Origin of the sequence: Variovorax fucosicus (assembly GCF_030316825.1) — a bacterium.
GTDB lineage: Bacteria > Pseudomonadota > Gammaproteobacteria > Burkholderiales > Burkholderiaceae_C > Variovorax > Variovorax fucosicus.
This window is the reverse complement of the sequence record NZ_JASZYU010000001.1, coordinates 1,848,917-1,874,850: the sequence shown is the minus strand read 5'-3', so window position 1 is coordinate 1,874,850 and position 25,934 is coordinate 1,848,917. Positions and strand designations below refer to the sequence as shown.

20 protein-coding genes are annotated in these 25,934 nt (G+C 66.6%); 11 read left to right on the top strand and 9 right to left on the bottom strand.

Annotated features, from left to right (window positions below; all coding sequences use genetic code 11):
* Nucleotides 1-290 precede the first annotated feature (290 nt).
* Nucleotides 291-1,277: a LysR family transcriptional regulator gene (locus tag QTI05_RS08865; protein ID WP_444812892.1), complete on the bottom strand. Its 987-nt coding sequence runs from the start codon at nt 1,275-1,277 to the stop codon at nt 291-293.
* A 107-nt stretch (nt 1,278-1,384) separates the two neighbouring features.
* Here QTI05_RS08865 and QTI05_RS08860 point away from each other — a divergent pair, with 107 nt between their 5' ends.
* Nucleotides 1,385-1,927 carry a hypothetical protein gene (locus QTI05_RS08860; protein ID WP_286623980.1) on the top strand — a complete coding sequence of 181 codons (543 nt, stop codon included), beginning with the start codon at nt 1,385-1,387 and terminating at the stop codon, nt 1,925-1,927.
* Nucleotides 1,928-2,004: 77 nt separating this feature from the next.
* Here QTI05_RS08860 and QTI05_RS08855 read toward each other — a convergent pair whose 3' ends face one another.
* The 3 genes from QTI05_RS08855 to QTI05_RS08845 form a co-directional block, all read right to left on the bottom strand.
* Nucleotides 2,005-3,855: a phosphoenolpyruvate carboxykinase (GTP) gene (locus QTI05_RS08855; protein ID WP_286623979.1), complete on the bottom strand. Its 1,851-nt coding sequence runs from the start codon at nt 3,853-3,855 to the stop codon at nt 2,005-2,007.
* A gap of 145 nt (nt 3,856-4,000) precedes the next feature.
* Nucleotides 4,001-4,153 (bottom strand): hypothetical protein, encoded by a 153-nt coding sequence (locus tag QTI05_RS08850; RefSeq protein WP_286623977.1) that lies wholly within the window; start codon nt 4,151-4,153, stop codon nt 4,001-4,003.
* A gap of 111 nt (nt 4,154-4,264) precedes the next feature.
* Nucleotides 4,265-5,467, bottom strand: coding sequence for a threonine ammonia-lyase (locus tag QTI05_RS08845; protein ID WP_286540680.1), 1,203 nt, complete (start codon nt 5,465-5,467; stop codon nt 4,265-4,267).
* A gap of 114 nt (nt 5,468-5,581) precedes the next feature.
* On the opposite strand from QTI05_RS08845, the gene QTI05_RS08840 reads away from it, so the two are divergent.
* Together QTI05_RS08840 and QTI05_RS08835 are read left to right on the top strand one after the other, a co-directional pair.
* Nucleotides 5,582-7,906 carry an ATP-binding protein gene (locus tag QTI05_RS08840; protein ID WP_286623975.1) on the top strand — a complete coding sequence of 775 codons (2,325 nt, stop codon included), beginning with the start codon at nt 5,582-5,584 and terminating at the stop codon, nt 7,904-7,906.
* A gap of 4 nt (nt 7,907-7,910) precedes the next feature.
* Entirely contained in the window at nt 7,911-9,464 is a 1,554-nt protein-coding gene (locus tag QTI05_RS08835; protein ID WP_286623973.1) for a S41 family peptidase, read from the top strand.
* On the opposite strand, the gene QTI05_RS08830 is transcribed toward QTI05_RS08835, so the two are convergent.
* The gene (locus tag QTI05_RS08830; RefSeq protein WP_286540685.1) at nt 9,461-10,288 is read right to left on the bottom strand and encodes an IclR family transcriptional regulator; all 828 of its coding nucleotides are present in this window, start codon (nt 10,286-10,288) and stop codon (nt 9,461-9,463) included. The two genes, QTI05_RS08835 and QTI05_RS08830, sit on opposite strands and share 4 nt — an antisense overlap.
* A gap of 150 nt (nt 10,289-10,438) precedes the next feature.
* On the opposite strand from QTI05_RS08830, the gene QTI05_RS08825 reads away from it, so the two are divergent.
* Genes QTI05_RS08825 through amaB form a run of 8 tightly spaced genes read left to right on the top strand, consistent with a single transcriptional unit; the run spans nt 10,439 to nt 18,639 of the window.
* On the top strand, nt 10,439-11,527 hold the full coding sequence (locus QTI05_RS08825) for an ABC transporter ATP-binding protein (protein WP_286540686.1): 1,089 nt from the start codon (nt 10,439-10,441) through the stop codon (nt 11,525-11,527).
* Nucleotides 11,524-12,384, top strand: a complete 861-nt coding sequence (locus tag QTI05_RS08820) for an ABC transporter permease (protein ID WP_286623971.1) — start codon at nt 11,524-11,526, stop codon at nt 12,382-12,384. Before QTI05_RS08825 ends, QTI05_RS08820 begins: the two co-directional genes overlap by 4 nt.
* Nucleotides 12,385-12,389: 5 nt before the next feature.
* Nucleotides 12,390-13,184: an ABC transporter permease gene (locus tag QTI05_RS08815; protein WP_286623968.1), complete on the top strand. Its 795-nt coding sequence runs from the start codon at nt 12,390-12,392 to the stop codon at nt 13,182-13,184.
* Complete coding sequence (locus QTI05_RS08810; RefSeq protein ID WP_286623967.1) at nt 13,181-13,486, top strand: (2Fe-2S)-binding protein; 306 nt, start codon at nt 13,181-13,183, stop codon at nt 13,484-13,486. The genes QTI05_RS08815 and QTI05_RS08810 overlap by 4 nt, the downstream gene beginning before the upstream one ends.
* Complete coding sequence (locus tag QTI05_RS08805; RefSeq protein WP_286623965.1) at nt 13,483-14,874, top strand: NAD(P)/FAD-dependent oxidoreductase; 1,392 nt, start codon at nt 13,483-13,485, stop codon at nt 14,872-14,874. The genes QTI05_RS08810 and QTI05_RS08805 overlap by 4 nt, the downstream gene beginning before the upstream one ends.
* Nucleotides 14,871-16,046, top strand: coding sequence for an NAD(P)/FAD-dependent oxidoreductase (locus QTI05_RS08800; protein ID WP_286623962.1), 1,176 nt, complete (start codon nt 14,871-14,873; stop codon nt 16,044-16,046). The genes QTI05_RS08805 and QTI05_RS08800 overlap by 4 nt, the downstream gene beginning before the upstream one ends.
* Before the next feature lie 11 nt (nt 16,047-16,057).
* On the top strand, nt 16,058-17,104 hold the full coding sequence (locus QTI05_RS08795; protein WP_286623960.1) for an ABC transporter substrate-binding protein: 1,047 nt from the start codon (nt 16,058-16,060) through the stop codon (nt 17,102-17,104).
* Nucleotides 17,105-17,121: 17 nt separating this feature from the next.
* Complete coding sequence (gene amaB, locus QTI05_RS08790) at nt 17,122-18,639, top strand: L-piperidine-6-carboxylate dehydrogenase (RefSeq protein ID WP_286624646.1); 1,518 nt, start codon at nt 17,122-17,124, stop codon at nt 18,637-18,639.
* Between the two features lie 73 nt (nt 18,640-18,712).
* On the opposite strand, the gene QTI05_RS08785 is transcribed toward amaB, so the two are convergent.
* Genes QTI05_RS08785 through hsdR form a run of 4 tightly spaced genes read right to left on the bottom strand, consistent with a single transcriptional unit; the run spans nt 18,713 to nt 25,927 of the window.
* Complete coding sequence (locus QTI05_RS08785) at nt 18,713-20,233, bottom strand: RNA-binding domain-containing protein (protein ID WP_286623959.1); 1,521 nt, start codon at nt 20,231-20,233, stop codon at nt 18,713-18,715.
* Nucleotides 20,234-20,240: 7 nt separating this feature from the next.
* The gene (locus QTI05_RS08780) at nt 20,241-21,995 is read right to left on the bottom strand and encodes a restriction endonuclease subunit S (RefSeq protein WP_286623957.1); all 1,755 of its coding nucleotides are present in this window, start codon (nt 21,993-21,995) and stop codon (nt 20,241-20,243) included.
* Nucleotides 21,992-23,461, bottom strand: a complete 1,470-nt coding sequence (locus QTI05_RS08775; protein ID WP_286623955.1) for a type I restriction-modification system subunit M — start codon at nt 23,459-23,461, stop codon at nt 21,992-21,994. Before QTI05_RS08775 ends, QTI05_RS08780 begins: the two co-directional genes overlap by 4 nt.
* A gap of 9 nt (nt 23,462-23,470) precedes the next feature.
* A complete protein-coding gene (hsdR, locus tag QTI05_RS08770) occupies nt 23,471-25,927 on the bottom strand; it encodes an EcoAI/FtnUII family type I restriction enzme subunit R (RefSeq protein ID WP_286623954.1) in 2,457 nt (818 codons plus the stop codon).
* Nucleotides 25,928-25,934 lie beyond the last annotated feature (7 nt).

Below are 25,934 nucleotides of genomic sequence, written 5' to 3'. Positions count from 1 at the left end.
CTAGGGGAATGTGCCCATGCGCATCGGGCATGAAGTCGGGCTTGAAAGACTAGGGAAAACCCTTAACCTTGAGTACATCACCACACCAGCACGGTCCAAGGCCGTGCATCCGTATGTTTTCGTTGTTTGGTCAATTGATTGGTTTTTTCCGTTCCCCCGCCGCCGTTGTGCCTTCGAGCCCGGCCGCCGCGCTGCTTGAAAGCGCCGATTCGTGTGCCGGCGTCGACCCGCACCACGCGCACGAGCTGCGCGAAGCCGCGAGCGCCTGGCTGCGCGTTGTGCGCTGAGCTTCAGCCCCCTTCGGGCACCTTCTGCCCGATGACCGAGCGCGCAAACGCCACCGCGGCGGAGCGCACCAGTGCATCCCGCAGCCATTCATGCGAATGACCGTGCTGGGCGCGGCGATGCCAGACGGCGTCGACATGCAGCAGTGGCTGGTCGAACGGCAAATCGCGCAGCACCAGCTGGTCGTCGATGCCGGTCACGTTGACGAAATGGCGCGGCAGCACCGTCAGCAGGTCTGAATTGGCGACCACCCGGCCCGCCGTGAAAAACTGGTTCACCGTCACCACGATGCGCCGCTCGCGTCCGAGCGTGCCGAGCGTCTGATCGACGAAGCCGTAGGGCCGGCCCGAAAAACTCACGAGCAGATGGCGCGCGGCGCAGTAGTCGTCGAGCGTCAGCGGCTGGTCGGCGAGCGGATGGTCGCGCCGCATCACGCACACGTACTGGCCGACATAGAGCCGCTGCGTCTCGAATGGCACGGCGGCACCCGACTGGCCGCGCGCCGTCAGGCTGGCCAGCACCGCCGGAAAGTAGCCGACCGCCATGTCAGCGCCCTCGCTCTCGAGCAACTGGCGCGGGTCGCGCGTGGTCAACGGCACCACCCGGATCGAGATGCCGGGCGCCTCGCGTTCGGCAATCTGCACCAGGCCCGGGATCAGCTCGGCCGCGGTGGCATCGGCCATCGCCAGCACGAAGCTGGTGTCGGCTGTGCCCGGGTCGAAGTCGCTGGGTGCCAGCGTGTGCTGCAGGTGCCGCAGCGCGTCGCGGATGGTGGGCCAGAGCGCCAGCGCGCGCGGCGTGGGCTCGACACCCGCGCCCGAGCGGCGAACCAGTTCGTCGCCCAGCACGTCGCGCAGCCTCCGCAGTGCATTGCTCACCGCCGGCTGGGTCAGCGACAGGTTGCGGGCCGCGCGGGTGAGGTTGCGCTCGGCCATTACCTCGTCGAAGACGCGCAGCAGGTTGAGATCCAGCGTGCGAAAGTTGACATTTATCATCGTGGTGAATGATAAACATCAGAAAGATAAAGTGGAATAACACTAGGGAAACCCCTAATATCACTGCATCGGCTTCGGCCATTCGTTCCTTGGAGGAATCCACCATGACCAGTTTTGTCCACGTTGACCAACCCCAAGTCCATCCCGGCGTGCAGCGCGCCGAGATCCTGTTCGGCCGCTTCAGCGAAGTCCGCCGCAACGGCGCCAGCTCGCGCCATCTGATTCTGCTGTTGCTGGTGGCCGTGCTGGCCTCCGCGATGGTGGTCGTCGACACGCTCGTGTCCAACTGGACCGAGGCCAGCGTGCTGGCGGCTTGGGTTGCGCTGTGCGCCTTCGCGTTCGCCGCCCTGGCGCTCTACGCGGATATTTTCCGCGCCGGCTTCGCCCGCGTTGCTGCGGTGTTCCGTGAATCGGCCCAGAACCGTGCCGCCGCCCGCGCCGATGCCCGCTTCCTGGCCACCGCCCAGAGCGACCCGCGCGTGATGCAGGAGCTGCAAGCCGCGATCTCGCGCCGCAACTCGGATGCCGAAGTGGCAGCCGGCACCCAGCCCGCAGCGCCCGCGCTGAAGGCAAGGCGTTCGGAAGAAGGGCAAGTGCCCACGCTGTACGAAGCCATGCGCCGCCTGAACGCTTCGCGCTACTACTGAGCCCTCGCGGCTCCCGCAAAAAAGCCGCCCTTGGGCGGCTTTTTTCATGGCGTCGGCTCCGGGAGCCGGGGCAGGCCTCAGGCCTCCAGCCGCTCCTCGATCGCGGCCTTGGTTGCCGGCAGTTCCTTCGGCAGGTGGTGCGCAAGCTGCGCGAACAGCTCTTCGTGCAATTTCAGCTCGTCGCGCCAGGCCGACTTGTCGATGCTGGTGACGGTGTCGAACTGCTCGGCGCTGAAGTCGAGGCCCTTCCAGCTCAGATCCTGGTAGCGCGGGCTCACGCCGAACACGTGCTCGGTGCCCTCGGCCTTGTGCTCGATGCGCTCGATCATCCACTTGAGCACGCGCATGTTCTCGCCGTAGCCCGGCCAGACGAACTTGCCATCGGCACCCTTGCGGAACCAGTTGGTGGTGTAGATCTTCGGCAGCTTCGCGCCCGACGCGTCGAGCTTCTTGCCGAGGTCGAGCCAGTGCTGGAAGTAGTCGCTCATGTTGTAGCCCATGAACGGCAGCATCGCGAACGGGTCGCGCCGCACCACGCCGGCCTGGCCGGTGGCCGCGGCGGTCGTCTCCGAGCCCATCGTGGCGGCCATGTAGACGCCTTCGACCCAGCTGCGCGCTTCGGTCACCAGCGGCACGGTGGTCGAGCGGCGGCCACCGAAGATGAAGGCGTCGATCGCCACGCCCTTCGGGTCGTCCCAGGCTTCGTCGAGCGCCGGGTTGTTGGTGGCAGCGACGGTGAAGCGGGCGTTCGGGTGTGCCGCCTTGGCGCCGGTTTCCTTCGCGATGGCGGGCGTCCATTCGTTGCCCTGCCAATCGATCGCGTGGGCCGGTGCGTCGCCCATGCCTTCCCACCAGACGTCGCCGTCGTCGGTCAGCGCCACGTTGGTGAAGATGGTGTCGCGCTCGATGCTGGCCATGCAGTTCGGATTGGTCTGCACGTTGGTGCCGGGCGCCACGCCGAAGTACCCGGCTTCGGGGTTGATCGCGCGCAGGCGGCCGTCGGCCTGCGGCTTGATCCAGGCGATGTCGTCGCCGATGGTGGTGACCTTCCAGCCTTCGAGGCCGGCCGGCGGAATCAGCATCGCGAAGTTGGTCTTGCCGCAGGCGCTCGGGAACGCAGCAGCCACGTGGTACTTCTTGCCCTCGGGGTTGGTCACGCCAAGGATCAGCATGTGCTCGGCGAGCCAGCCTTCGTCGCGGCCCATGTTCGATGCGATGCGCAGCGCAAAGCACTTCTTGCCGAGCAGCGCATTGCCGCCGTAGCCCGAGCCGTAGCTCCAGATCTCGCGCGTTTCAGGGTAGTGGACGATGTACTTGGTCTTGTTGCAGGGCCAGGCCACGTCTTTCTGCCCGGCTTCGAGCGGCGCGCCGACCGTGTGGACGCAGGGCACGAAGTCGCCGTCGACACCGAGCACGTCGTGCACGGCACGGCCCATGCGCGTCATGATCTTCATGTTGACCGCCACGTAGGCGCTGTCGGAGAGCTCGATGCCGATGTGGGCAATCGGCGAGCCGAGCGGGCCCATGCTGAACGGCACCACGTACATCGTGCGGCCCTTCATGCAGCCGTCGAACAGCGGCTGCAGCGTGGCGCGCATCTCGGCCGGTGCCATCCAGTTGTTGGTGGGGCCGGCGTTTTCTTTCTTTTCAGCGCAGATGAAGGTGCGGTCTTCCACGCGCGCCACGTCGCTCGGGTCGGATGACGCGAGGTAGGAGTTCGGCCGCTTGGCCGGGTTGAGCTTCTTGAAGGTGCCGGCGTCCACCAATTGCTGGCAGAGACGGTCGTACTCTTCGGTGCTGCCGTCGCACCAATGGATGTTGTCGGGTTTGCAGAGTGCGGCCATATCGGCCACCCACGCGATCAGCTTCGCGTTCTTGACATAAGAGGGTGCCTGAAGGTTCAAGCCCTTCATCACGGGTGCGTTCATCGGAAGTCTCCTGGGTTTTGAAAATCGTCTTTTCAAACGAACCTCGGCGCCGATGCGCACGAAGGCCGTTGGAGAAAACGTTTTCTGCCGGAGTTTCGAAGGAGCGCCCGGCGGGCCCGCACAGGGGCCCGCACAGCCGAGGGGCTCAGGCCATGTAGACGGCGATCGATGCCAGCAACAGCATCAGGACGCCGCCGGCGAGCGGCAGCACGAGCGGCATCAACGGCACGATTGACTCGACCGCGTCTTTCTCGACAGCGGCGCCGTGGGCCGGCTCGACAGGGGTGGGTGTAGACATTAGTAGTACCTCAGGTTCTCGAAACTGGCGGCTATTTTACCGGTGGGGTCGCGGGCCGCGCCTAAGGGTCAGCCCGGTTGGTCGTAGGACAGGGAGCACTGGCCGGTCGGCCTATCGCTGTTCCTCGGCGGCGAAGCCGGCCTCATGCAGGGCACCGAGCACCGCCGCCAGATGCGGCCGCCCGCGCGTCTGCAGCACCAGTTCGACATCGACGTTCTGGGCTGCCAGCATGGTGAAGGCGCGCTGGTGGTGCACCTCGTCGATGTTGGCGCCCGCTTCGGCCACGGTCGCCGTGATCTGGGCCAGTGAACCCGGCACATCGCGGGCGCTGACCCGCACGCGGGCCAGCCGTCCGGCCCGCACCATGCCGCGCTCGATGATGGCCGCGAGCAGCAGCGGGTCGATGTTGCCGCCCGACAGGACCAGGCCGACCTTCTTGCCGCGAAAGCGCTCCGGATGCCGCAGGAGTGCCGCGAGGCCGGCCGCGCCCGCGCCCTCGACCAGCGTCTTTTCGATTTCGAGCAGCATCAGGACGCCCTGCTCGATGTCGCCCTCGTCCACCAGCAGCAGATCGTCGACCAGGCGCTTGATGATTTCCTGCGTCAGCCTGCCCGGCGTGCCGACGGCAATGCCTTCGGCGATCGTGCTGCTGCCCTGCACATGGTGCGTGCCCTGCACCGCATTGACCATCGCCGGGAAGCGCGAGGTCTGGACGCCGACGATCTCGATGCCCGGCCTGCGCGCCCGCGCCGCGATCGCCATGCCTGCGATGAGCCCGCCACCGCCGACCGACACCACCAGCATGTCCAGATCAGGCACCGCATCGAGCATCTCGAGCGCGACCGTGCCCTGGCCCGCGATGATGGCCTCGTCGTCGTAGGGGTGCACGAAGGCCAGGCCCTCGCGCTCGGCCAGCTCGAACGCATGGGCGCGCGCGGCGTCGAGCGTGTCGCCATGCAGCACCACCTCGGCGCCGAAGCCGCGGGTGCGCTCGATCTTCACGCCGGGCGTGAAGCGCGGCATCACGATCAGCGCGCGCAGGCCCAGCCGTTGTGCGTGATAGGCCACGCCCTGCGCGTGGTTGCCGGCCGACATTGCCACCACGCCGCGCGGAGGCGTGCCCTCGGTCAATTCGACCAGTTTGTTGCAGGCGCCACGCTCCTTGAACGACGCGGTGAACTGCAAGTTTTCGAACTTGAGGAACACCTGCGCGCCGACGATGTCCGATAGCGTGCGCGATTCCACGCACGGCGTATCGAGCAATTGCCCGCGCAGGCGCTGTGCGGCCCTGCTGATGTCTTCGATTCCAACCATGGCGGCGATTGTGGACGGATTCACAACATCAGGGTTTTTACTGTTCCCATGTCTTCCAGAACCCAAAAGTCTGCGTTATGGTCGCTCTGAGTCGGCTCTACAAAAGGTGCTCCGATGGTCAAACGTTCCGGTGTTGATGAGGTGGTGGCTGCCGCGCGCGGCCAGGCTCTGCCTTCGCCCGGACTCAAGGGTGCGCCGGTGCTCGAGCTCATGTGCTCGCACTTCGTGCTCACGCTCGCGGCCAAGCAGGGCCCGCGCTTCAATGTGCGACGCGATCTCAATGGCCTGCTGTCGCTGACGGGCCGTCATCTCGTGTGGCCCGCTCCCGTGCTGCACCGTTTGCGCGAGTTCCTTGGCCGGCGTTGCGCCGGCAACGAAATCTGGAAGGGCGTCGAGGGCTTCGACGGGCGCACGCTGCTGGAGCGCCACGGCGTCTGGCGCGGCCCGTACGAGGAGGGCACGCTGTTCTTCTACCTCGACGAATACGCCAAGGACCAGCCGAAGGATCTGCTCTCGGTGCTCTCGGCCACGCGCGACTGGCTCACGCATGCGTTGCGCAAGCAATCCACGCTGGTCGAGAAGAACATCGACGCGCTCGCCGGCCTGCTGCTGCTCAACAAGGCCGAGCGCGCGCTGCTGCTCTACGGCACGCTCGCGCGCTACCAGCGCGACCTGCGCTCGCTGCTGGTCGAGTTCAAGGTCAACAACGCGCCCGAGGCCTATGCCGCAATCGCCGAAGTGGCCGGCGTCAACGCCAGCGATGTGGGCGAGGCGTTGCGTGCCGGTTCCCGGCTGGAGCGCATCGGCCTGGTCGAGAACCTCATTTCCGAACACAACATCACCGACCTGGCCGACCTCATGAAGGTCAGCGAGAAGCTGCCCCCGGTGCTGATGCGCGAGTACCGCGACCAGAACGAACTGATGGCCGTGTTCACCCGGCCGTCGGCCAAGAGCGCACTCGCAGTCGACGATTTCGCCTTCGTGTCCGACGAAGCGCAGATGCTCATCACGCTGCTGCGCGCTGCCGTTGCGCGCAAGGAGCCCGGCGTCAACGTGCTGATGTACGGCCCGCCCGGCACCGGCAAGACCGAGCTGGCCAAGGTGGTGGCGCAGGCGGCGGGGCTCGAGCTGTTCGAAGTGGAGTACGCCGACCGCGACGGCAATTCGCTGAGCGGCCGCGACCGCTACCGTTCGCTGCAGATCGCGCAGGTATTTCTCAAGGGCAGCGCCCGGGCCGCGCTGCTCTTCGACGAGGTCGAAGACGTGTTCCCGCCGATCAGCACCGAGGCAGCGCAGTACATGTCGCGCGCCGAGCAGATGCCGGCACCGACCAGCGGCAGCGTCAGCGGCAAGGCCTGGGTCAACCAGATCCTCGAAACGAACGCCGTGCCCACGCTGTGGGTGACCAACCGCATCGAGCAGATCGACCCGGCTTTCCGGCGCCGCTTTGCCTATCACCTCGAACTCAAGTCGCCCCCGCCCGGCGCGCGCGAGCAACTCGTGCGCAAGACGCTCGAGGGCGTGGCCGTGTCGGAGGCCTTTACCGCCAAACTGGCCGAGCGCAAGGGTTTGACGCCCGCGCAGATCCGCACCGCGGCGCGTTTTGCCGACCTTGCCAAGACCGAGGATGTGTCGGTCGAATCGCTGATCGAGCGGCAGCTCAAGAATGCCGATCTCGCACTCGGCACCACCGACCGGGGCCGCGGCGAGCGCCGCAGCGTCACGACCTACGACCTCGACATGCTCAACGTCGAGACGCGCTTCGAGATCCCGCGCATCGTGGAGGCGGTCAGGGCGCGCGGCCACGGCACGCTGTGCTTCTACGGTGCGCCCGGCACCGGCAAGACCGCGCTGGCCGAGCACCTGGCCCGTGCCATCGGCCGGCCGCTCATCATCAAGCAGGCCAGCGACCTGATGAGCAAGTACGTCGGCGAAACCGAACAGAACATGGCCGCCATGTTCAAGGAGGCCGAGGCCGAGAAAGCCGTGCTGCTGCTCGACGAGGCCGACTCCTTCCTGCAGGACCGCCGTGGCGCGCAGCGTACCTACGAGGTCACCGAGGTCAACGAGATGCTGCAGGGCATGGAGCGCTTCAACGGCGTGTTCGTCTGCACCACCAACCTGATGGACCGGCTCGACCAGGCGGCGCTGCGGCGCTTCACCTTCAAGATCAAGTTCATGCCGCTCACGGCCACCCAGCGCGAACGCATGTTCATCACCGAGGCGCTGGCGGGCGACGCGACGCTGATGACCGGCGATCTGCGCGTGCGCCTGGCCAGGATGGATCAGCTCTGCCCGGGCGACTTCGCCGCGGTGAAGCGCCAGACCGACATCCTTGCGACCGAGTTCTCGGCGGCCGAGTTTCTCGAGCAGCTCGAGGCCGAGCATCGCATCAAGCCCGAAGTGCGCGAATCGCGTGGCATGGGTTTTGTGCAGTAGCGCCGTGCGACGCCACCTTGCAGGCGTCGCCGCCATCTGTGCCCTCGCGGTCCTCGCGGCCTGCGGGGGTGGCGGAGGGGGCGGCGGCGGCGGATTCCTGCCCATTGCTTCGGCCCCGGCCGTCGCGCCGGCCACAGCCGATGCCGAGGTCATCGTCGCCTCGTCCACCGTGGCCGGGCTCTGCGCCGCGCCGCGCTTCGGCGTCGACCCCGACACCGGCGCAGCCTTCCCCGACCGGCCGGGCTCGCTCGCCGACGAGAAGCGCTGGCTGCGCGGCTGGATCAACGAAACCTACCTCTGGTACGCCGAGGTGCCGACCGGTCTGCAGCCGGCCGCGTACGCCACGCCGATCGCCTACTTCGCCGCGCTCAAGACACCGGCCGTCACGGCGTCGGGCCGCGCCAAGGACCGCTTTCACTTCACCTACGACACTGCCGTCTACCGCGCGCTGTCCCAGTCGGGCGTGTCGGCCGGCTATGGCATGGAGATCGCCTTTCTGAGCAGCACCGTGCCGCGCGATCTGCGCGTGGCCTATGTCGAGCCGGGCGCCGCGGCCGCCGTGGCCGGCATCGGCCGCGGCGCGAAGCTGCTCGAGATCGATGGCGTCGATGTCGTCAGCGGCACCGACACCGCCCGGCTCAACGCCGGCCTCGCCCCGGCCAAGGCCGGCGAGCAGCACGGCTTCAAGCTCGGCCTGCCCGACGGCAGCACGCGCAGCGTGACGCTCACCTCGGCCAACGTCACCAGCACGCCGGTGCAGAACGTGAAGACCATCGACACGGCGAGCGGCCGCGTCGGCTACCTGCAATTCAACGACCACAACGAACCGGCCGAGGCGCAGCTGATCAGCGCCGTGAACCAGTTCAAGACCGCCGGCATCGCCGACCTGGTGATCGATATGCGCTACAACGGCGGCGGCCTGCTGGCCGTGGCCAGCGAGCTGGCCTTCATGGTGGCCACGCCCGCCGCCACGCAGGGCAGGATCTTCGAGCGGCTGCTGTTCAACGACAAGAACCCGTTCGGCCTGAACCCCGCACTGGGTGCCGTGCCGTTCTACGGCACCACGCGCGGCTACTCGACCACCGCCGGCCAGGCGCTGCCGCAACTGGGGCTGTCGCGCGTCACGGTGCTGACCGGGCCGGACACCTGTTCGGCCAGCGAGTCGGTGGTCAATTCATTGCGCGGCGTTGGCGTTGCGGTCAACCTGGTCGGCGGCGCCACCTGCGGCAAGCCCTACGGCTTCTATCCGCAGGACAACTGCGGCACCACCTACTTCGCGATCCAGTTCCAGGGCGTCAACGCGCAGGGCTTCGGCGACTATGGAGACGGCTTCGCACCCACCTGTGCCGTGGCCGACGACTTCGGTCATGCATTGGGCGACCCCGCCGAGGCGCGGCTGGCGGCGGCGCTGAGCCTGCGCAGCGGTGGCGCCTGCCCGGCGGCGGGCAGCACCAAGACTGCGATTGCCGGTGCCGCCAAGACGGACGTGGGCGACGGCCCTTACCTGCGCCGCTCGCCCGCGCGCGAGAACCGCGTGCTCGAAGCTCCCTCGCGCTAGAGATCCTTGTTGTCTGCGGCCGCGAGCCGCCGCGAGGGCTGGCGCAAGGTCGGGTCGAAGGGGTTGATCTTCGGCCCGATGGTGGCCGCTTCGCGGCGCAGCAGTTCCACCACGGTTGGCATGCGATCCGGGCTCAGGCGGTCTGCGATGGTGCCGACGCTCAGCGCGGCGACCGCGCGGCCTTCGCGGTCGCAGATCGGCACCGCGACACCGGCCATGCCTTCGAGCAGGCCGGTGCTGCGGCCGGCAAAGCCGGCCTGGCGCACGCGCTCGATCTCGGTGCGCAGATAGACCTCGTCGTACACGCCGTACTCGCGCACCCGCGACAGGTTGAAGCGGATCACCTCCTCGCGCTCGGCTTCGGGCAGGAAGGCGAGGATGGCGAGCGCGCCCTGGCCCACACCCAGGGCGACCCGGCCACCCACGTCGCCGACGAACGAGCGGATCGGAAACGGCCCTTCGCTGCGGTCCAGGCACACCGCATCGAAGCCGCTGCGCACCATCAGGAAGATGGTGTCGCCCAGGCTGCCGCACAGGCGCAGCATCGCCGGCCGGCACAGGCTGCGCAGGTCGCCGGGGTTGCCGGCGCGCGCGGCCAGCGCGAAGAAGTCGACGCTGAGCCGGTAGAGCTTGCTGCGCGCATCCTGCTCGACCATGCCTTCGGCCACCAGCGAGCGCAGCAGCCGGTGCACGGTGGCCTGGGTCAGCCCCACATCGAGCGCCAACTGGGTGACGCGGGCGCCCCCGGATGGGGCTTCGGCCAGGGCGCGCATGAGCGAGAAAACGCGTGGCACGGCGCCGGGGGCTGCTTCGGGTGTGGCCATGGGGTCATCCTGTGAAATCTGCAGTCCACTATAGCGCCTTCATATTCCGTTCAACGGAATAAATCAAAGAAACATTCCGTTTGATGGAATACCCGAACGAAGCTGGCTCGGCTGTTGCAATAGAGTGGAATACACGAAGGAGTGTTCTCCATGTCATTTCTCACCTTGAGCGACGTGAGCAAGCTCTACGGCAGCACGCGCGCGGTTTCGGCGATGAACCTGTCGGTCGAGCAGGGCGAATTCGTTTCCCTGCTGGGGCCGTCGGGCTGCGGCAAGACCACCACGCTGCAGATGGTGGCGGGCTTCGAGTCGGTCAGCAGCGGCACCATCACGCTGGCCGGGCGCGACATCACGCATGCCAAGGCCAACACGCGCGGGCTGGGCATCGTGTTCCAGAGCTACGCGCTGTTCCCGCACATGACGGTGGCCGACAACGTGAGCTTCGGCCTCGAGATGCGCAAGATGCCCAAGGCCGAGCGCCGCGAGCGGGTGGCCCGCGCGCTCTCGCTGGTGCACCTCGAGCCGCATGCGGCCCGCTATCCGCGCGAGCTGTCGGGCGGCCAGCGCCAGCGCGTGGCGCTGGCCCGCGCACTCGTCATCGAGCCGCCGGTGCTGCTGCTCGACGAGCCGCTGTCCAACCTCGACGCCAAGCTGCGCGAGGAAATGCAGTTCGAGCTGCGCCAGATCCAGCGCAAGGTCGGCACCACCACCGTGATGGTCACGCACGACCAGAGCGAGGCCATGTCGGTGAGCGACCGCGTGGTGGTGATGCAGGCCGGCGTGGTGACGCAGGTCGACGAGCCGATGCGCATCTACGAGCATCCGCGGACCCGCTTCATCTCCACCTTCGTCGGCAAGGCCAACCTGCTCGACGCGCGCGTGTGCGAGGTCGGCACCCGCGTGCGCGTCGCGCTCGGGGCGCGGCAGTTCGATGTGGCCGTCGACAACGCCACCCACTTCGCGGTCGGCGACACGGCACTCTTCAGCGTGCGGCCCGAGAAACTGCAACTGGTGGCGCGCGGCAGCGGCCGCATCGATGCCGAGGTGCAGGAGCGCTTCTTCCTCGGCAGCCAGTGGCTCTACCGCCTCGCGACCGATGCGGGCGAGTGGACGGTGCTGAGCCCCAACGACGGCCGCGATGCGCTGGCCGTGGGCCAGGCCGCCGCGCTCGACTGGCCCGACCATTGCGCACGGCTGCTGCCGGCCGAGGCGCCCGTGGCAACCGAGGCCATGGTGTGAGCAACCGCGCCAAGCCTGCCGCGCCCTGGCTGCTGGCCGGCCCGGCCATCCTGCTGTTCGCGACGCTGCTGCTCGTGCCGCTGCTGCTCACGACGGTTCTGTCCTTCAACGTCTACGACGCCGCCACCGGCGTCAAGGCGGGGCAGTACACGCTCGAACACTACGTGCACGTCTTCACCGACCACTACTACCTCGGCATCTTCTGGCGCACCTTCTGGATCTCGCTGCTGGTCACGCTGATCTGTGTTGCCATCGGTGCGCCCGAGGCCTATGTGCTGAGTCGCATGCGCAACCCCTGGCGTTCGGTGCTGCTGCTGATCGTGCTGGCGCCGCTGCTGGTGTCGGTGGTGGTGCGCGCCTTCGGCTGGAGCATGCTGCTCGGCCCCGAGGGTCTGGTGAACGGCGCGCTGCGCTGGATCGGCATCGGCCCGGTCAAGATGCTCTACACCGAGATCGCGGTGGTCATCGCGCTGGTGCACGTGATGCTGCCCTTCATGGTGATCCCGGTCTGGACGTCGCTGCAGAAGCTCGACCCCGGCGTCGAGAACGCAGCGCTGTCGCTCAACGCCTCGCCCTTCACCACGCTGCGGCGCGTGGTGCTGCCGCAGGTCATGCCGGGCGTGCTGTCGGGCAGCCTGATCGTGTTCGGCCTGAGCGCGAGTTCTTTCGCCATCCCCGGCCTGCTCGGCGGGCGGCGCCTGAAGATGGTGGCCACCGTCGTCTACGACGAGTACCTGCACGAGCTCAACTGGCCGCTGGGCGCCACCGTTGCGCTGGTGCTGCTGGCGGCCAACCTGGTCGTGATGCTGAGCTTCAACCGCATGGTCGAAGGCCGCTACAAGAAGGCGCTCGGATAGCCATCATGAGAAACAACGGCCCCTTCGCCCTGGCGTTCAACGCGCTCGTCATCGCCTTCATGCTGGCGCCGCTGCTGGTGGTGTGCGTGGTGGCGTTCACGCCCGAGAACACGCTCACCATTCCGACCACCTCGTTCTCGCTGCGGTGGTTCCGCGAGGTGTTCAGCCATCCGGACTTCGTGCTGTCGTTCTGGAACAGCCTGTGGCTCGCGCTGGGGTCGGCCACGCTGGCCACGGTGCTTGCGGTGCCGGCCGGCATCGCCATCACGCGCTACGACTTTCCGGGCCGCGACTTTCTCAACGGCCTGTTTCTCTCGCCGCTGATCATTCCGCACCTGGTGCTCGGCGTGGCCATGCTGCGCATGTTCGCGCTGGTCGGCGGCACCGGCAGCTTCGGCTGGCTGGTGCTGGCGCACACCGTGATCGTCACGCCGTACACCCTGCGGCTGGTGGTGGCGGCGCTGGTGGGCTTCGACCGCAGCGCCGAGCATGCGGCGCTTTCGCTCGGCGCAAGCCAGGCCACGGTGTTCCGCCGCATCACGCTGCCGATGATCCTGCCGGGCGTCACCGGCGGCTGGCTGCTGGCCTTCATTAACAGCTTCGACGAGGTGACGATGTCGATCTTCGTCACCGCGCCGTCGACCGTCACGCTGCCGGTGCGCATGTACATGTACGCGACCGAGTCGATCGACCCGCTCATGGCCGCTGTGTCGGCATTGATGATCGCGGTGACGGCCGGGGCGATGCTGCTGCTCGACCGCATCTACGGTCTTGACCGCGTGCTGGTGGGAAGGTCATGAGCGCCGTGCAACCACTGCTGCGCCGCCTGGCCGAAACCGGCCGTGCCGAAGTGCCTTTCGTGCTCGACGGCGTGCCGCGCACCGCGCTCGCGGGCGACACGGTTCTCACGGCCGTGCTCACGCACACCGGGCAGCTGCGCCGCAACGAGTTCAGCGGCGCGCCGCGCGCCGGCTTCTGCATGATGGGCGCGTGCCAGGACTGCTGGGTGCAGACCGTCGACGGCGAACGCCTGCGCGCCTGCTCCACCTTCGTGCAGCCGGGCATGTCATTGGTGACCGGCACTGTCCAGGAGGCCGCATGAACGGTGACACCGCGCCCCCCGTGATCGTCGGCGCCGGCCCGGCCGGCGTGCGCGCGGCGCAGACGCTGGTGGCGCACGGCCTGCGGCCGGTGCTGATCGACGAGGCCGCGCGCGCCGGCGGCCAGATCTACCGGCGCCAGCCGCCGCAGTTCGGCCGCAGCAGCCGCACGCTCTACGGCTTCGAGTCGGGCCGCGCCGATGCGCTGCACCAGAGCTTCGACGCGCTGAACGCGCAAGTCGACTACCGGCCCGACAGCCTGGTGTGGAACGCGCAAGGCGACCAGCTCGACGTGCTGCATGGCCCGAGCCAGCGCACGCAGCGCGTGGCCTTCGCGCAGCTCATCGTCGCCACCGGCGCCACCGACCGCGTGCTGCCGATGCCGGGCTGGACGCTGCCGGGCGTCTACACGCTGGGCGGCGCGCAGGTCGCGCTCAAGTTCCAGGGCTGTGCCATCGGCGAGCGCGTGGTGCTCATGGGCACCGGGCCGCTGCTGTACCTCGTGGCCTACCAGTATGCGAAGGCCGGTGCCAAGGTCGTGGCGGTGCTCGACACCGCGCGCCTCGCAGACCAGGTCGCCGCGTTGCCGGCCATGAGTTCCCAGCCGGCGGTGCTGCTCAAGGGCCTGTACTACGTCGGCTGGCTGCGCGCGCATGGCGTGCCGATCCACGGTGGCGTGCGGCCCCTGCGGGTGCTTGGCGACGAACGCGTGCGCGGCGTCGCCTGGCACGATGGGCAGGGCGAGCGCACGCTCGAATGCGATGCAGTGGGCTTCGGCTACGCGCTGCGTTCCGAGACGCAACTGGCCGACCTGCTCGGCTGCCGCTTCGCCTATGCCGCTCCGCACCGCGCGCACCTGCCCGAGCGCGATGCGGCCGGTCGCAGCAGCGTGGCTGGCATCTACCTGGCCGGCGACGGCGCCGGCATCATGGGCGCGGACGCGGCCGAGTGGGCCGGCGAGCGCGCGGCGTTCGCGTTGCTGGCCGACCGCGGCATGGCGATCGATGTGGCCCGCGCGCAATCGCTTGAACAGAAGCTGGCCCGCCTCGTCGGCTTTCGCGGCGGCCTCGAGCGCGCCTTTCCCTTCCCGGCAGATTGGGCCGCACACGCGCCTGACGAGCTCGTGGTGTGCCGCTGCGAAAACGTCACCGCCGGCACCTTGCGCCAGACCGTGCGCGAAACCGGTGCCGACGAGATGAACCGGCTGAAGGCGCTGTGCCGCGTCGGCATGGGCCGTTGCCAGGGCCGCATGTGCGGCGTGGCCGCGGCCGAAGTGCTGGCGCATTGCACCGGCCAGCCGGTGCAGCAGGTTGGCCGCCTGCGCGGGCAGGCGCCGATCAAGCCGATCCCGATGCAGCTGGTCGCCGCGAGCGAGGGCATGTCGTCATGACGCGGCGCATCGACACCGATGTGGCGATCGTCGGCGGCGGCATCGTCGGCGCCTCGGCAGCACTGGCGCTGCGCCGCATGGGCCGGCAGGTGGTGCTGCTGGAGCGCGACCTCTGCGGTTCACGCTCCAGTGGCGTCAACTTCGGCGGCGTGCGCCGGCAAGGCCGCCCGCTGAGCCAGCTGCCGCTCGCGCAACGTGCGCACCGCATCTGGGGCGAACTCACGGCCTTGCTGGGCACCGACGGCGAATACCTGCGCTCGGGCCACTTCAAGATCGCGCGCAGCGAGGCCGACCTGGCCGCGCTCGAGCGCTACCGCGAACTCACCCGTGACTTCGACCTCGGCCTTGAAATGATCACGGGCGCGGCCTTGCGCGCGCGTTCCGGCTGGCTCGGCCCCAAGGCGCTGGGCGGCTCGTTCTGCCCCGAAGACGGCCAGGCCAATCCACGGCTCGTGTCGCCCGCGTTTGCACGCGCAGCCGAACGTGCGGGCGCGCAGGTGTTCGAGCGCACGCCGCTTGATGAGGCGGTGCACGACGGCCAGCGCTTCGTGCTGCGCTCCACCGCGGCCGCGTTGGAGGTGCGTGCGCCGGTGCTGCTCAACTGCGCCGGCGCCTGGGCCGGCCCGCTCGCCGAACAGTTCGGCGACGCGGTGCCGCTGCGCACCGGCAACCCGGCGATGGCCGTCACCGAGCCACTGCCGGTCTTCATGGACTGGAGCCTCGGCGTCGAAGGCGGCGGCATCTATTGCCGGCAGGCAGCGCGCGGCAATGTCGTGATGGGTGGCGGCGCGGGCTACGCGCTCGACGCCGACCGCGCACGCGTCGAGCGCGGCACCATCCACGGCATGTGCCGCCAGGCGATCGAGCTGCTGCCCGCGCTGCGGCATGCCCACATCCTGCGCACCTGGAGCGGCAGCGAGGGCTACCTGCCCGACCGGCAGCCGGTGCTGGGCCCGAGCATCGGCAGGCCGGGGCTGTTCCATGGCTTCGGCTTTTCGGGCGCGGGCTTCCAGATCGGCCCGGCCGCCGGCGAGGTGCTGGCCGAGCTGGCCTGCAAGGGCCACAGCAGCACCCCCATCGATGCCTTCGCGGCCGATCGCTTCCATCGCCTGCCTGTTTCGTCCCCGTCTTCCACCCCGCCTGTTCCCCACGCCACTTCCGTCACGCACTGAAAGGAATCCCCATGACCCGCAAGACATCCCTGATCGCCGCCGCCTTCCTCGCATCCCTGCTGCCCGCCGGCGTCGCCTTCGCGCAGGCCAAGACGCTCTACATCGGCATGAACGGCGGCACGATGGAGAAGACGTACTCGCAGTACGTGTTCGGCGAATTCGAAAAGCAGACCGGCGCCAAGGTCGTGGTGGTGCCCGGCACCTCGTCGGACATCCTGGCCAAGGCCCAGGCCAACAAGGACAAGCCGCAGATGCACGTGATGTTCCTCGACGACGGCATCATGTACCGCGCCATCGGCATGGGCCTGTGCGAGAAGCAGCGCCCGAGCGCCGCGCTCAACGAGCTCTTTCCCGCGGCGCGCTTCAAGGGCGACATGGCCAGCGGCGTGAGCCTCGGCATGACCGGCATCGCCTACAACAAGAAGATGTTCACCGAGAAGGGCTGGGCTGCGCCCACCTCGTGGATGGACATGGCCGACCCCAAGTTCAAGGGCAAGGTGGTGTTCCAGTCGATGCCGTCGTCGTCCTTCGGCCTGCACGGCTTCCTGATGTTCAACCGCATCCAGGGCGGCAACGACAAGAACGTCGACCCCGGCTTCAACGCCTGGCCCAAGACCATCGGCCCGAACGTGCTCGAGTACATCCCGAGCTCGGCCAAGCTGTCGGAGATGGTGCAGACCGGCGAGGCCGCGCTCTTCCCGCTCACGCCCACGGCCGTGGCGGCGCTCAAGGAGAAGGGCATCCCGGTCGAGTACGCCCAGCCCAAGGAAGGCTCGGTGGTGCTCACCGTGGGCCAGTGCGTCATCGCCAACAACAGCGAACCCGAGCTCTCGCAGAAGCTCGCCGAATACCTGTTGAGCCCGCAGGCCCAGGCCGCGGCGCTGCAATATGGCAGCCAGTTGCCGACCAACCCCAAGACGCCCGCCACCGGCGATGCGGCCAAGCAGGTGGCGCAGATCAACGAGTGGATGAAGAACGCCGTCACGGTCGACTGGGAAAGCGTCAATGCCAACCGCCCCGCGTGGAACACGCGCTGGAACAAGACCATCGAACGTTGAGGCACCCACAGATGACGATGACCGCCCCCGCCGCCCAGATCCAGACCTTGCTCGGCCGCATCGGCGTGCCACGCGCCGCCTACAACGGCGGCGGCCTGCGCGTGCGCTCGCCGATCGACGGCAGCACCATCGGCCAGGTACCGATGCACACGCCGACCGACGTGGCGCGCACCGTCGGCGAGGCCCACGCGGCCTTCCTGGCCTGGCGCACCGTGCCCGCGCCGCGCCGCGGCGAGCTGGTGCGCCTGCTCGGCGAAGAACTGCGCGCCGAAAAGGAAGCGCTCGGCACCGTGGTCTCGCTCGAGGCCGGCAAGATCCTGACCGAAGGGCTCGGCGAGGTGCAGGAGATGATCGACATCTGCGACTTCGCGGTCGGCCTGTCGCGCCAGCTGTACGGCCTGACCATCGCGTCGGAGCGGCCGGGCCACCGCATGATGGAAACCTGGCATCCGCTGGGCGTGGTGGGCGTCATCAGCGCCTTCAATTTTCCGGCGGCCGTGTGGTCATGGAACGCGGCGCTTGCCTTCGTCTGCGGCGATGCGGTGGTGTGGAAGCCGTCCGAGAAGACACCGCTCACCGCGCTGGCCTGCCAGGCACTGTTCGAGCGTGCCGCCAAGCGTTTCGGCAGCGATGCGCCTGCCGGGCTTTCGGGCGTGGTCGTCGGCCTGCGCGACGTGGGCGAGGCCATCGTGGACGACGCACGCGTGCCGCTGGTGTCGGCCACCGGCAGCACCCGCATGGGCCGCGAAGTGGGTCCGCGCGTGGCGCAGCGCTTCGGGCGCAGCCTGCTCGAGCTGGGCGGCAACAACGCCGTCATCGTCACGCCCTCGGCCGACCTCGAACTCGCGGTGCGCGGCATCCTGTTCGCCGCAGCCGGCACGGCTGGCCAGCGCTGCACCACCACGCGCCGGCTGATCGTGCACGAGAGCGTGCGCGAAGTGCTGGTCGCGCGACTGCGCAAGGCCTACGAGGCATTGCCCATCGGCGATCCGCGCGTGGCCGGCACGCTGGTCGGCCCGCTGATCGACCAGGCCGCCTTCGACGCGATGCAGGCCGCGCTGGCGGCTGCGGCGAAGGAGGGCGGCAAGGTGTCAGGCGGCACGCGTGCTTTGGCTGCGCAGCATCCCGACGCGTTCTACGTGCACCCGGCCATCGTCGAGATGCCTTCGCAAACGGCCACGGTGTGCCACGAGACCTTTGCGCCCATCCTCTACGTGCTGGGCTATGACCGCTTCGAGGACGCCATCGCCCTGCACAACGCGGTGCCGCAGGGCCTCTCGTCGGCAGTGTTCGGCAACGACCTGCGCGAAACGGAATTCTTTCTCTCGGCCGCGGGCTCGGACTGCGGCATTGCCAACGTCAACCTCGGCACCTCGGGCGCGGAGATCGGCGGCGCCTTCGGTGGCGAAAAGGAAACCGGCGGCGGCCGCGAATCAGGCTCCGATGCCTGGCGCAACTACATGCGGCGCGCCACCAACACCATCAACTACTCGCGCGAGCTGCCGTTGGCGCAGGGGGTGCGGTTCGACGTGTGAGCACTCCTGGCCCCTGCGGCATTGTCTGGCCAGAAAACAAAGTCACCGCTAAGTGGTTGTCGTCAAAGGAAATTTATTCTTCCCCAGGTTTGTTATCTTCCAGAAGAGATAACAAACTCATCTCGGCCGGCGCCTCATTGGGCTTGGCGTAACCCATGTTCCGCTTGCCCCGGCCGGGCAAAGGCACCAGCACCCCCTGATCGCGCCAGGCGGCCAACAGCTTCGAAGCGCGCAGCGTGTCCACCCCGGCGATTCTGACCACGTCGGCATTGGCGATCGAGCCATTCCGGTCGATCCAGTCGCTGACCTGATCCCAGGCCGATGGCCGTTTCAGATTGAAGAGCGTGACCGTGACGCTCTCCACCGCCGTCGAGGTGTTCTGGCGGTACTGCGGAGGATAGAGATCCGCCAAGGCCATCTCGGCAAACATCATGGGCACCCCCTCGCCCGCATCGATGTTCGGTCGTTCCCGAAACTCGCGCAGGTTGCCGGCAATCAGTGGGTTGCGCGCCTTGGAGCCCATGCGCGCGATGGTCGCTGGCGCGATGTTGCCGGGCAGCAGGCCGGGGCTTTCTACTTCGATGCGGTCGTCGAAGATGCGCACGAAAATGTCCCGGTTGAGCCGGTAGTCTCGGTGCACGATCGCGTTGACGAGGGCTTCCTTGACCACGCGCTCCGGGTAGGCATGCAGGGTCTTGAAGCCGCTGCTGCTGAGTGTTAGCCCTTGCGCCAGTTCGTCGAGCACCGTCTTCACAGCGGCATCGATCAGGTCGATCAAGGGGCCGCGAAGGGTCTTGGGCGCCTTGCGCAAGTTCGGTGTGGCACCTGTGACCACCTGCTTGCCGTCGTACACCATCACGCGAACATCGGCGCGCGAGTCCAGCGCGGCAAGCAGGCTGCCCGGCTCATCGGCGAAGAGCAGCACCGCAGCTCGCCGTGGGCGAACTTCCCCCGCCACCTCGTCGGCCAGTCCAATCCTCAGCAGCTGTTCGGCAAAACTGCCCGTCAGCGGGCCGCGTGCGTCAGCAAAGCGCAGCCAGGCCTGCGTGCGCAAGCGCTCCAGCGCCACGGCCACGGGCTCGCTCGTCGCGCTGCGGATCCCGCGCTGGTACGAAAGCTCCGTGATCTCGCTGGCGCTCATTGGCCGGTTGCTCGCGTCCATCCTTTTGAACGTGCCGCCATGCGTGATCGAGTGCACGCCGCTGCTACGGCCCACATGCACCAGCAGCAGATAACCTGTCTTTCCGCTGGAAGGCCCGCCGTGCAGCGTGCAGCCCAGCCGTGCCAACCGCACTGTGTCGATGGATGGCGAAAACTCCGTCAGCAGCTTGCGCTGCAACTCGTCCACCGCTTCCGGGTTCTCCTCGATGCCGAACAGCCGGGCCTCGCCGGTGAACTCCTTCGGGTCGGCCACCCCCAGCACCAGCGTGCCGCCTTCCGCATTGGCAAAGGCGCAGATCGTTTCCAGCGCCTTGCCCACCATCTTGCCGCTGACTCGCTTGAACTCGAGACGACGGCTTTCTGGGAGCGTCAGAAGTTCCCGAAGGGCGACGGCCTGCAGCCGGGTAGAGGTCGAGGTCGAGGTCGAAGGCATGGTGGGATCAGAGCGTGGCGGATGCGATAAGCGCTTCGGCGAGTTGCGCTTGCGTGTGCCGATTGGCGGCTAAACGTTGGCGCAGGTCGGTGCAGAGGCTGCGGAGTTCTTCGACGCGGGCGACGATGCGGGATTGCTCGGCGAGCGGTGGCAACGGCACAACATATCGCTCCAAGGCTTGCCCGACAAAGTGCTTGATGGTCGCGCCCGTGAAATGCCTGTCTAAGCTACCAGCCCTCGCGTCAGCTTCGAGGCAAAGCGCCAAAAATCCAGAGCGCACCCCACTGAACGGCCGCACTCGATGCAAAGCTTTTTGAAAGTACATCGCGTCGGTGGCGCCGCCCCATATTGCGCACCGGCCAGGTTCGCCACCTTCACAGATCAATAAATCACCGGGGTGCAATCGGAACTCATCGAGTTCGCTCATCTCAAGATGAATGTGTTTGATGTCGTCTAGTTCAAATCGGCCCCATTGGACATTGGTATTTCTCAAATAGGGGTAAGGCTTGCCAGTGTTTTTCGCCTTGTCGAGCATCTTGCCCAAACGGGTGTCGGTGATCGTTCCCAGTCTTGCCCAAGACCATCGCGCAGGCAGCTTGAACGGTTGTTCTTTGTCAGTGGCGAGCGCGAACGACTTGGCTCGCTTGAGCTTCCGCTCGGAGACCAATTGTTCCTTTTCCATCCGTATTTTTTCCAGCAACACGCTTGCAGGTTCATCGTCCGGGTCTTGCCGCACGAGAAGTCCGCGTATGGCGAGCTGGAGAATGGTTTGCTCCAGCGCATCGATGGCTTCGGGGCGGTCGAGCAGGATGTCGAAGTGCTCGGCGATGCGTTGCCAGCGGTCGGCCAGCGCCTCGGGCGAGGCGCTGTCGGTCAGTGTGCCGAGCAGGGCGGTGACGAGCTGGCTGTGTTGCGCGGCTTCGAGCCGGCCCTTGGCGTCCAGCGCGTCGCACAGGGGCATTAGTTCTTCGACTCGGGCGACGATGCGGGTTTGTTCGGCGAGGGGCGGCACGGGGACAACAAATCTTGCGAGATCCCCAGCGCCAAGATTCGGTTGTGCAGTTCCGTTGTCAAAGCGCCTGATCAAAGCTGAAGCTAAGGGCGACGCCAAATACAGCATGGCGTAGGAGACGGATAGCTGTTTGGAAAGCCTAATGATCACCAACGACGAGGAGATTGCGCCGAGCATTTCGTTGTCAACAAGAGCGAATTTTCCTAGCGATCCGCGCAAACAATAGAGGATGTCGTCCTTCTGGATCTTGCCGCTTCGTAACGAGTTAAAAGTCTGAGAGGTGATGTAATTCAACTCGGAACAGTCAACGCGCCCGTTGAGCAGGTGCCCTGCATTGATGAAGGCGATGCCCTCATTCACAAAATTAGACCGGGATGGGTAGTTGCTTCCCCGGTCGCCATTTTCGAATGCGGCCAAGGAGCCCAGCCGCGCCCATTGCCAGTGCTGCGCCAGTGCAAAGGGCTTTTCTTCGGGGGCGATTGTGTTGTTCCAGCGATCGCGCGCAAATTTCCCCTGTGTGATCTGGCGCCTCCCGTCCGCCTGAATTTTCTCAAGAAGCGCACTCGCCGGCTCATCACTCGCGTCCTGCGGAACCAGCTTGCCTTGCACCGCCAAGCTGAGGATCAACTGGCGCAAGCGCGCCACGCCGCCGGGCGCAGTCGCAAGCAACTCGAAGTGCCGCACCAGCTGCGCTTCCCGCTTGACCACGTATTTCGCGCTTGGCTTGCGCGCCTTCAGCAACGCACTCATGCGTTCGCGCCCAGCGACTGCGACAGGATTGCCTTGAGCTGATCGCGCAGCGCCTGCGCCTCGCGCTGCAGCCGCGCATGGTCGGCCAGCAAGGTCTCGGGATCGTGACTAACCACATCGACGGCATGCGGGTTCTTCTGATCCAGGTTATAGCCCGCCGCCTTGATCTGCTCGATGCTGACCTTCCACGCGCGCTCGGTCTCCACGCGGCTGGCAAAGCCGTCGGCGGCGCTGCCCCACCAGGCTTTCTCGGCGTCGAACTCTTCGAGCCGAATCGGCTTGGTCTTGTTGTAGTTTTTCGCACCCGGTGGGTACGGGTGCTCGTAGTACCAGACGTATTGCGTCGGCTGGCCCTTGGTGAAGAACAGCAGATTGGTCTTGATGCCGGTGTAGGGCGCGAACACGCCGTTGGGCAGCCGCACGATGGTGTGCAGGTTGCACTCATTGAGCAACTGTTCCTTGATGCGGCTCTTGACGCCTTCGCCGAACAGAGTGCCATCGGGCAGCACCAGCGCGGCGCGGCCGCCGGGCTTGAGGATGTGCTTGATGAGCACGAGGAACAGGTCGGCCGTTTCCTTCGTGCGTACGTCGGCCGGGTAGCCCTGTTCGATGCCGGGCTCCTCGATGCCGCCAAACGGCGGGTTGGTCAGCACCACATCTACGCGGTCGGCGTTGGTGTAGTCGCGCAATGGGCGGATCAACGTGTTGTCGTGGCGGATCTGGCTTGGCACTTCGATGCCGTGCAGCATGAGGTTGGTTACGCACAGCATGTGCGGCATCTGTTTTTTTTCGACACCGAAGATGCTGGCCTGCAACTGCGCTTCTTGCGCCGGGTTGTGCACCTGCTTGCGCATGTGCTCGATCGCGCAAACCAAGAAGCCACCGGTGCCGGTGGCCGGGTCTAGCACGCGCTCACCAAGCTGCGGATCGCTCTGGTCAACCATGAACTGCGTGACGGCGCGCGGCGTATAGAACTCTCCTGCGTTGCCGGCGCTCTGGAGGTCTTTGAGGATCTTTTCGTAGAGGTCGTTGAACTGGTGGCGCTCGGCCTGGCGGTTGAAGTCGATGCCGTTGAGCTTGTTGATCACCTGGCGCAGCAGGTGACCACTCTTCATGTAGTTGTAGGCGTCTTCGAACACGCTGCGCACCACGTAGCCGCGCGGGTCGCGTTGCGCATCGCTGCGCAGGCCTTTTAGCGCGGGGAAGAGCTTTCCGTTGACGAAGTCCAGCAGTGTCTCGCCCGTCATGCCTTCGGCGTCGGTGGCCCAGTGGCGCCAGCGCAGCGCCTCGGGGATCGGGCTGGTATAGCTGTCGCGCGTGAGTTCGAGTTCTTCTTCCAGCGCGTCGAACACCTTCAAGAACAGCAGCCAGGTGAGCTGCGAGATGCGCTGCGCATCGCCGTCGACGCCGGTGTCCTGGCGCATGACGTCCTGAATGGACTTGATGAGAGGGGCAAAGTTGGACATGAGCGGTTCTTAAAGGTCATCAGGGCCGTAGAGCGCCTGCTCGACGTCGCGCAGCGCGCCGAGATACTGAATCCGGCCGCCAAAGCTGCGCACCAGCTCGGCCGGGCTGCCGATGTGCGAGAAGGGCTGCACCTTGAGCACGTCGTCGCTCTCGATGCTGGCAATGCCTTCGTCGGTGTACTTGTCGAGCAGCGCATCAATCACGCGGCGCGCTACCGGGCCGTAGCGCTCGAACGCCGCGCGCTGCTTGGCCTTCAGGGCGCGTTGCCGGCGAGTCTGCAGCGGCTGGTGCCAGGCGACGTGTAGCAACAGGTCGAACGCATCGAGATCCTTGCTGCCCATCTCATCGGCCAGGGCTTCGAACAGTACGCCATGCGATTCGAGTTCGGCGAGCAATGCGGCCTTGCGTTCGGCGCTGTTCCACGCCTGCAGGAACTTGTCGAGCGAGTCGTAACGGCGCGTTAGGTTGATGCGTGTGTAGTCGCGCAAGCTGTCGGTAATAAGCTTGCCATCAGCGCTCAAATATTGCACCCGCTCGCGGGCGACAACCACGGTGACGTTGTTGTCGAGCACGTATTTGCGCGGTGGCGGCTCCCCGGGGCCGAGCGGCCCGAGGGGGCCAGTCGGCGGATCGAACGGGTCGCGGGGCGTGCCGGTACCCTCGGGTTCGCCATCGGTCGGCTCGGGCGGCACGATGGGTTCGTCAGGGCCAGGCGTGAAGACCTGTTCAGGTTCACCATCGAAAGCCGGATCGGCAAAGAGCTCGGTCGCGCGCTTGAAGTCGAGCAGCGTGAACCAGGTCTTGCCGAGGTCTTCGCGCAGCCGAGTGCCACGACCGATGATCTGCTTGAACAGTGTCATCGACTGGATGTTCTGGTCGAGCACGATGAGCTTGCAGGTCTGCGCGTCTACGCCGGTGCTCATCAGGCGAGAGGTGGTGGCGATCACCGGATACGTTTTCTCGGGGTCGATGAAGTTGTCGAGCTCCCGCTTGCCCTCGGCGTTGTCGCCGGTGATCTGCACCACGTACTTGGGCTGCGCCCGGCAAATGTCGGCATTGGCATTGCTCAAGGCCTGGCGCATGCGATTGGCGTGGTCGATGTCCTCGCAGAAGACGATGGTCTTGGCGTAACGGTCGGTGCCCTTGAGGTATTCGGTGATGCGTGCGGCCACGGCTTCGTCGCGCGCTTCGAGCACCAGCTTGCGGTTCATGTCGGCGCCGGTGTAGACGCGGTCTTCGATGGGCTGGCCGTGCTTGTCGGTCATGCCTGCGGTGGGGCGCCAGCCAAAGGCATCCTTGTCGAGGTCGACGCGGATCACCTTGTACGGCGCGAGGTAGCCGTCGTCGATGCCTTGCTTCAGGCTATAGGTGTAGAGCGGATCGCCGAAGTAATCGGCATTGGATTCGCCCGTATCACTTGCCTTGGGAGTGGCCGTCAGGCCCACCTGCGTGGCGCGGGTGAAGTAGGTCAGGATCTCGCGCCAGGCCGAGTCTTCGGACGCGCTGCCGCGATGGCATTCGTCCACGATGATGAGGTCGAAGAAGTCCGGCGAGAACTGCTTGTAGATATTGCGGTCTTCGTCCGCACCCGACACCGCCTGGTAGAGCGACAGATAGATCTCGTAGCTCTTGTCGACCAGCTTTGTGGTCTTGTTGACGGCGAGGTCGACTTCTTCGATGAACTTCTGGCCTTGGGCGTCTACGCGCTCGATGCCCTTGGCGTTCGGGCTGAGCTTGGCCATCGCGCCCTTGAACGGCCGAAAGTCGTTGACCATGGTCTGGTCGATCAGGATGTTGCGGTCGGCAAGAAACAGGATGCGCTTCTTGGCGCCACTCTTCCACAGGCGCCAGATGATCTGGAACGCGGTGAAGGTCTTGCCCGTGCCAGTGGCCATGACGAGCAGCACGCGGTCTTGGCCGTTGGCGATGGCCTCCACCGTACGGTTGATGGCGTTGAGCTGGTAGTAACGCGGCGTTTTGCTTGGGGCGTAGTCTTGGGCCACGACGCGACTGACTTCGGGCGTCCAGCCCTTCCATGTGCAGTAGCGCGCCCACAGCGCTTCGGGCGACGGGAACTCATCGAGCGTGATGTTCTGTTCCAGCACGCCAGTGGCGAGCGTGGCATCGCGGAACACGAAACCGTCGCCGTTGCTGCTGAAACTGAACGGCACGGTCAGCAGATCTGAATACTGAATCGCCTGGGGCATGCCGGCACCCACGGCGTGTTGGTTGTCCTTGGCTTCTAAGGTCGCCAGCGGAATGTCGGCCTTGTAGAACAACGCGTAGTCGGCACGCAGCACGGTGGTCTTGTCGCGTTGGGCCTTGCTACCGCGTACCACCACGCGGCCTGCGCGCAATGGAAACTCCCGATAGATCTGATCCGTGCCACGCCAGCCCGCCTTGACGAGGGCCGGCGTGATGTACCTGTCACAGATATCGGTTTCGGAGAGTCGGCTTTTTTCCAAGGCGTTC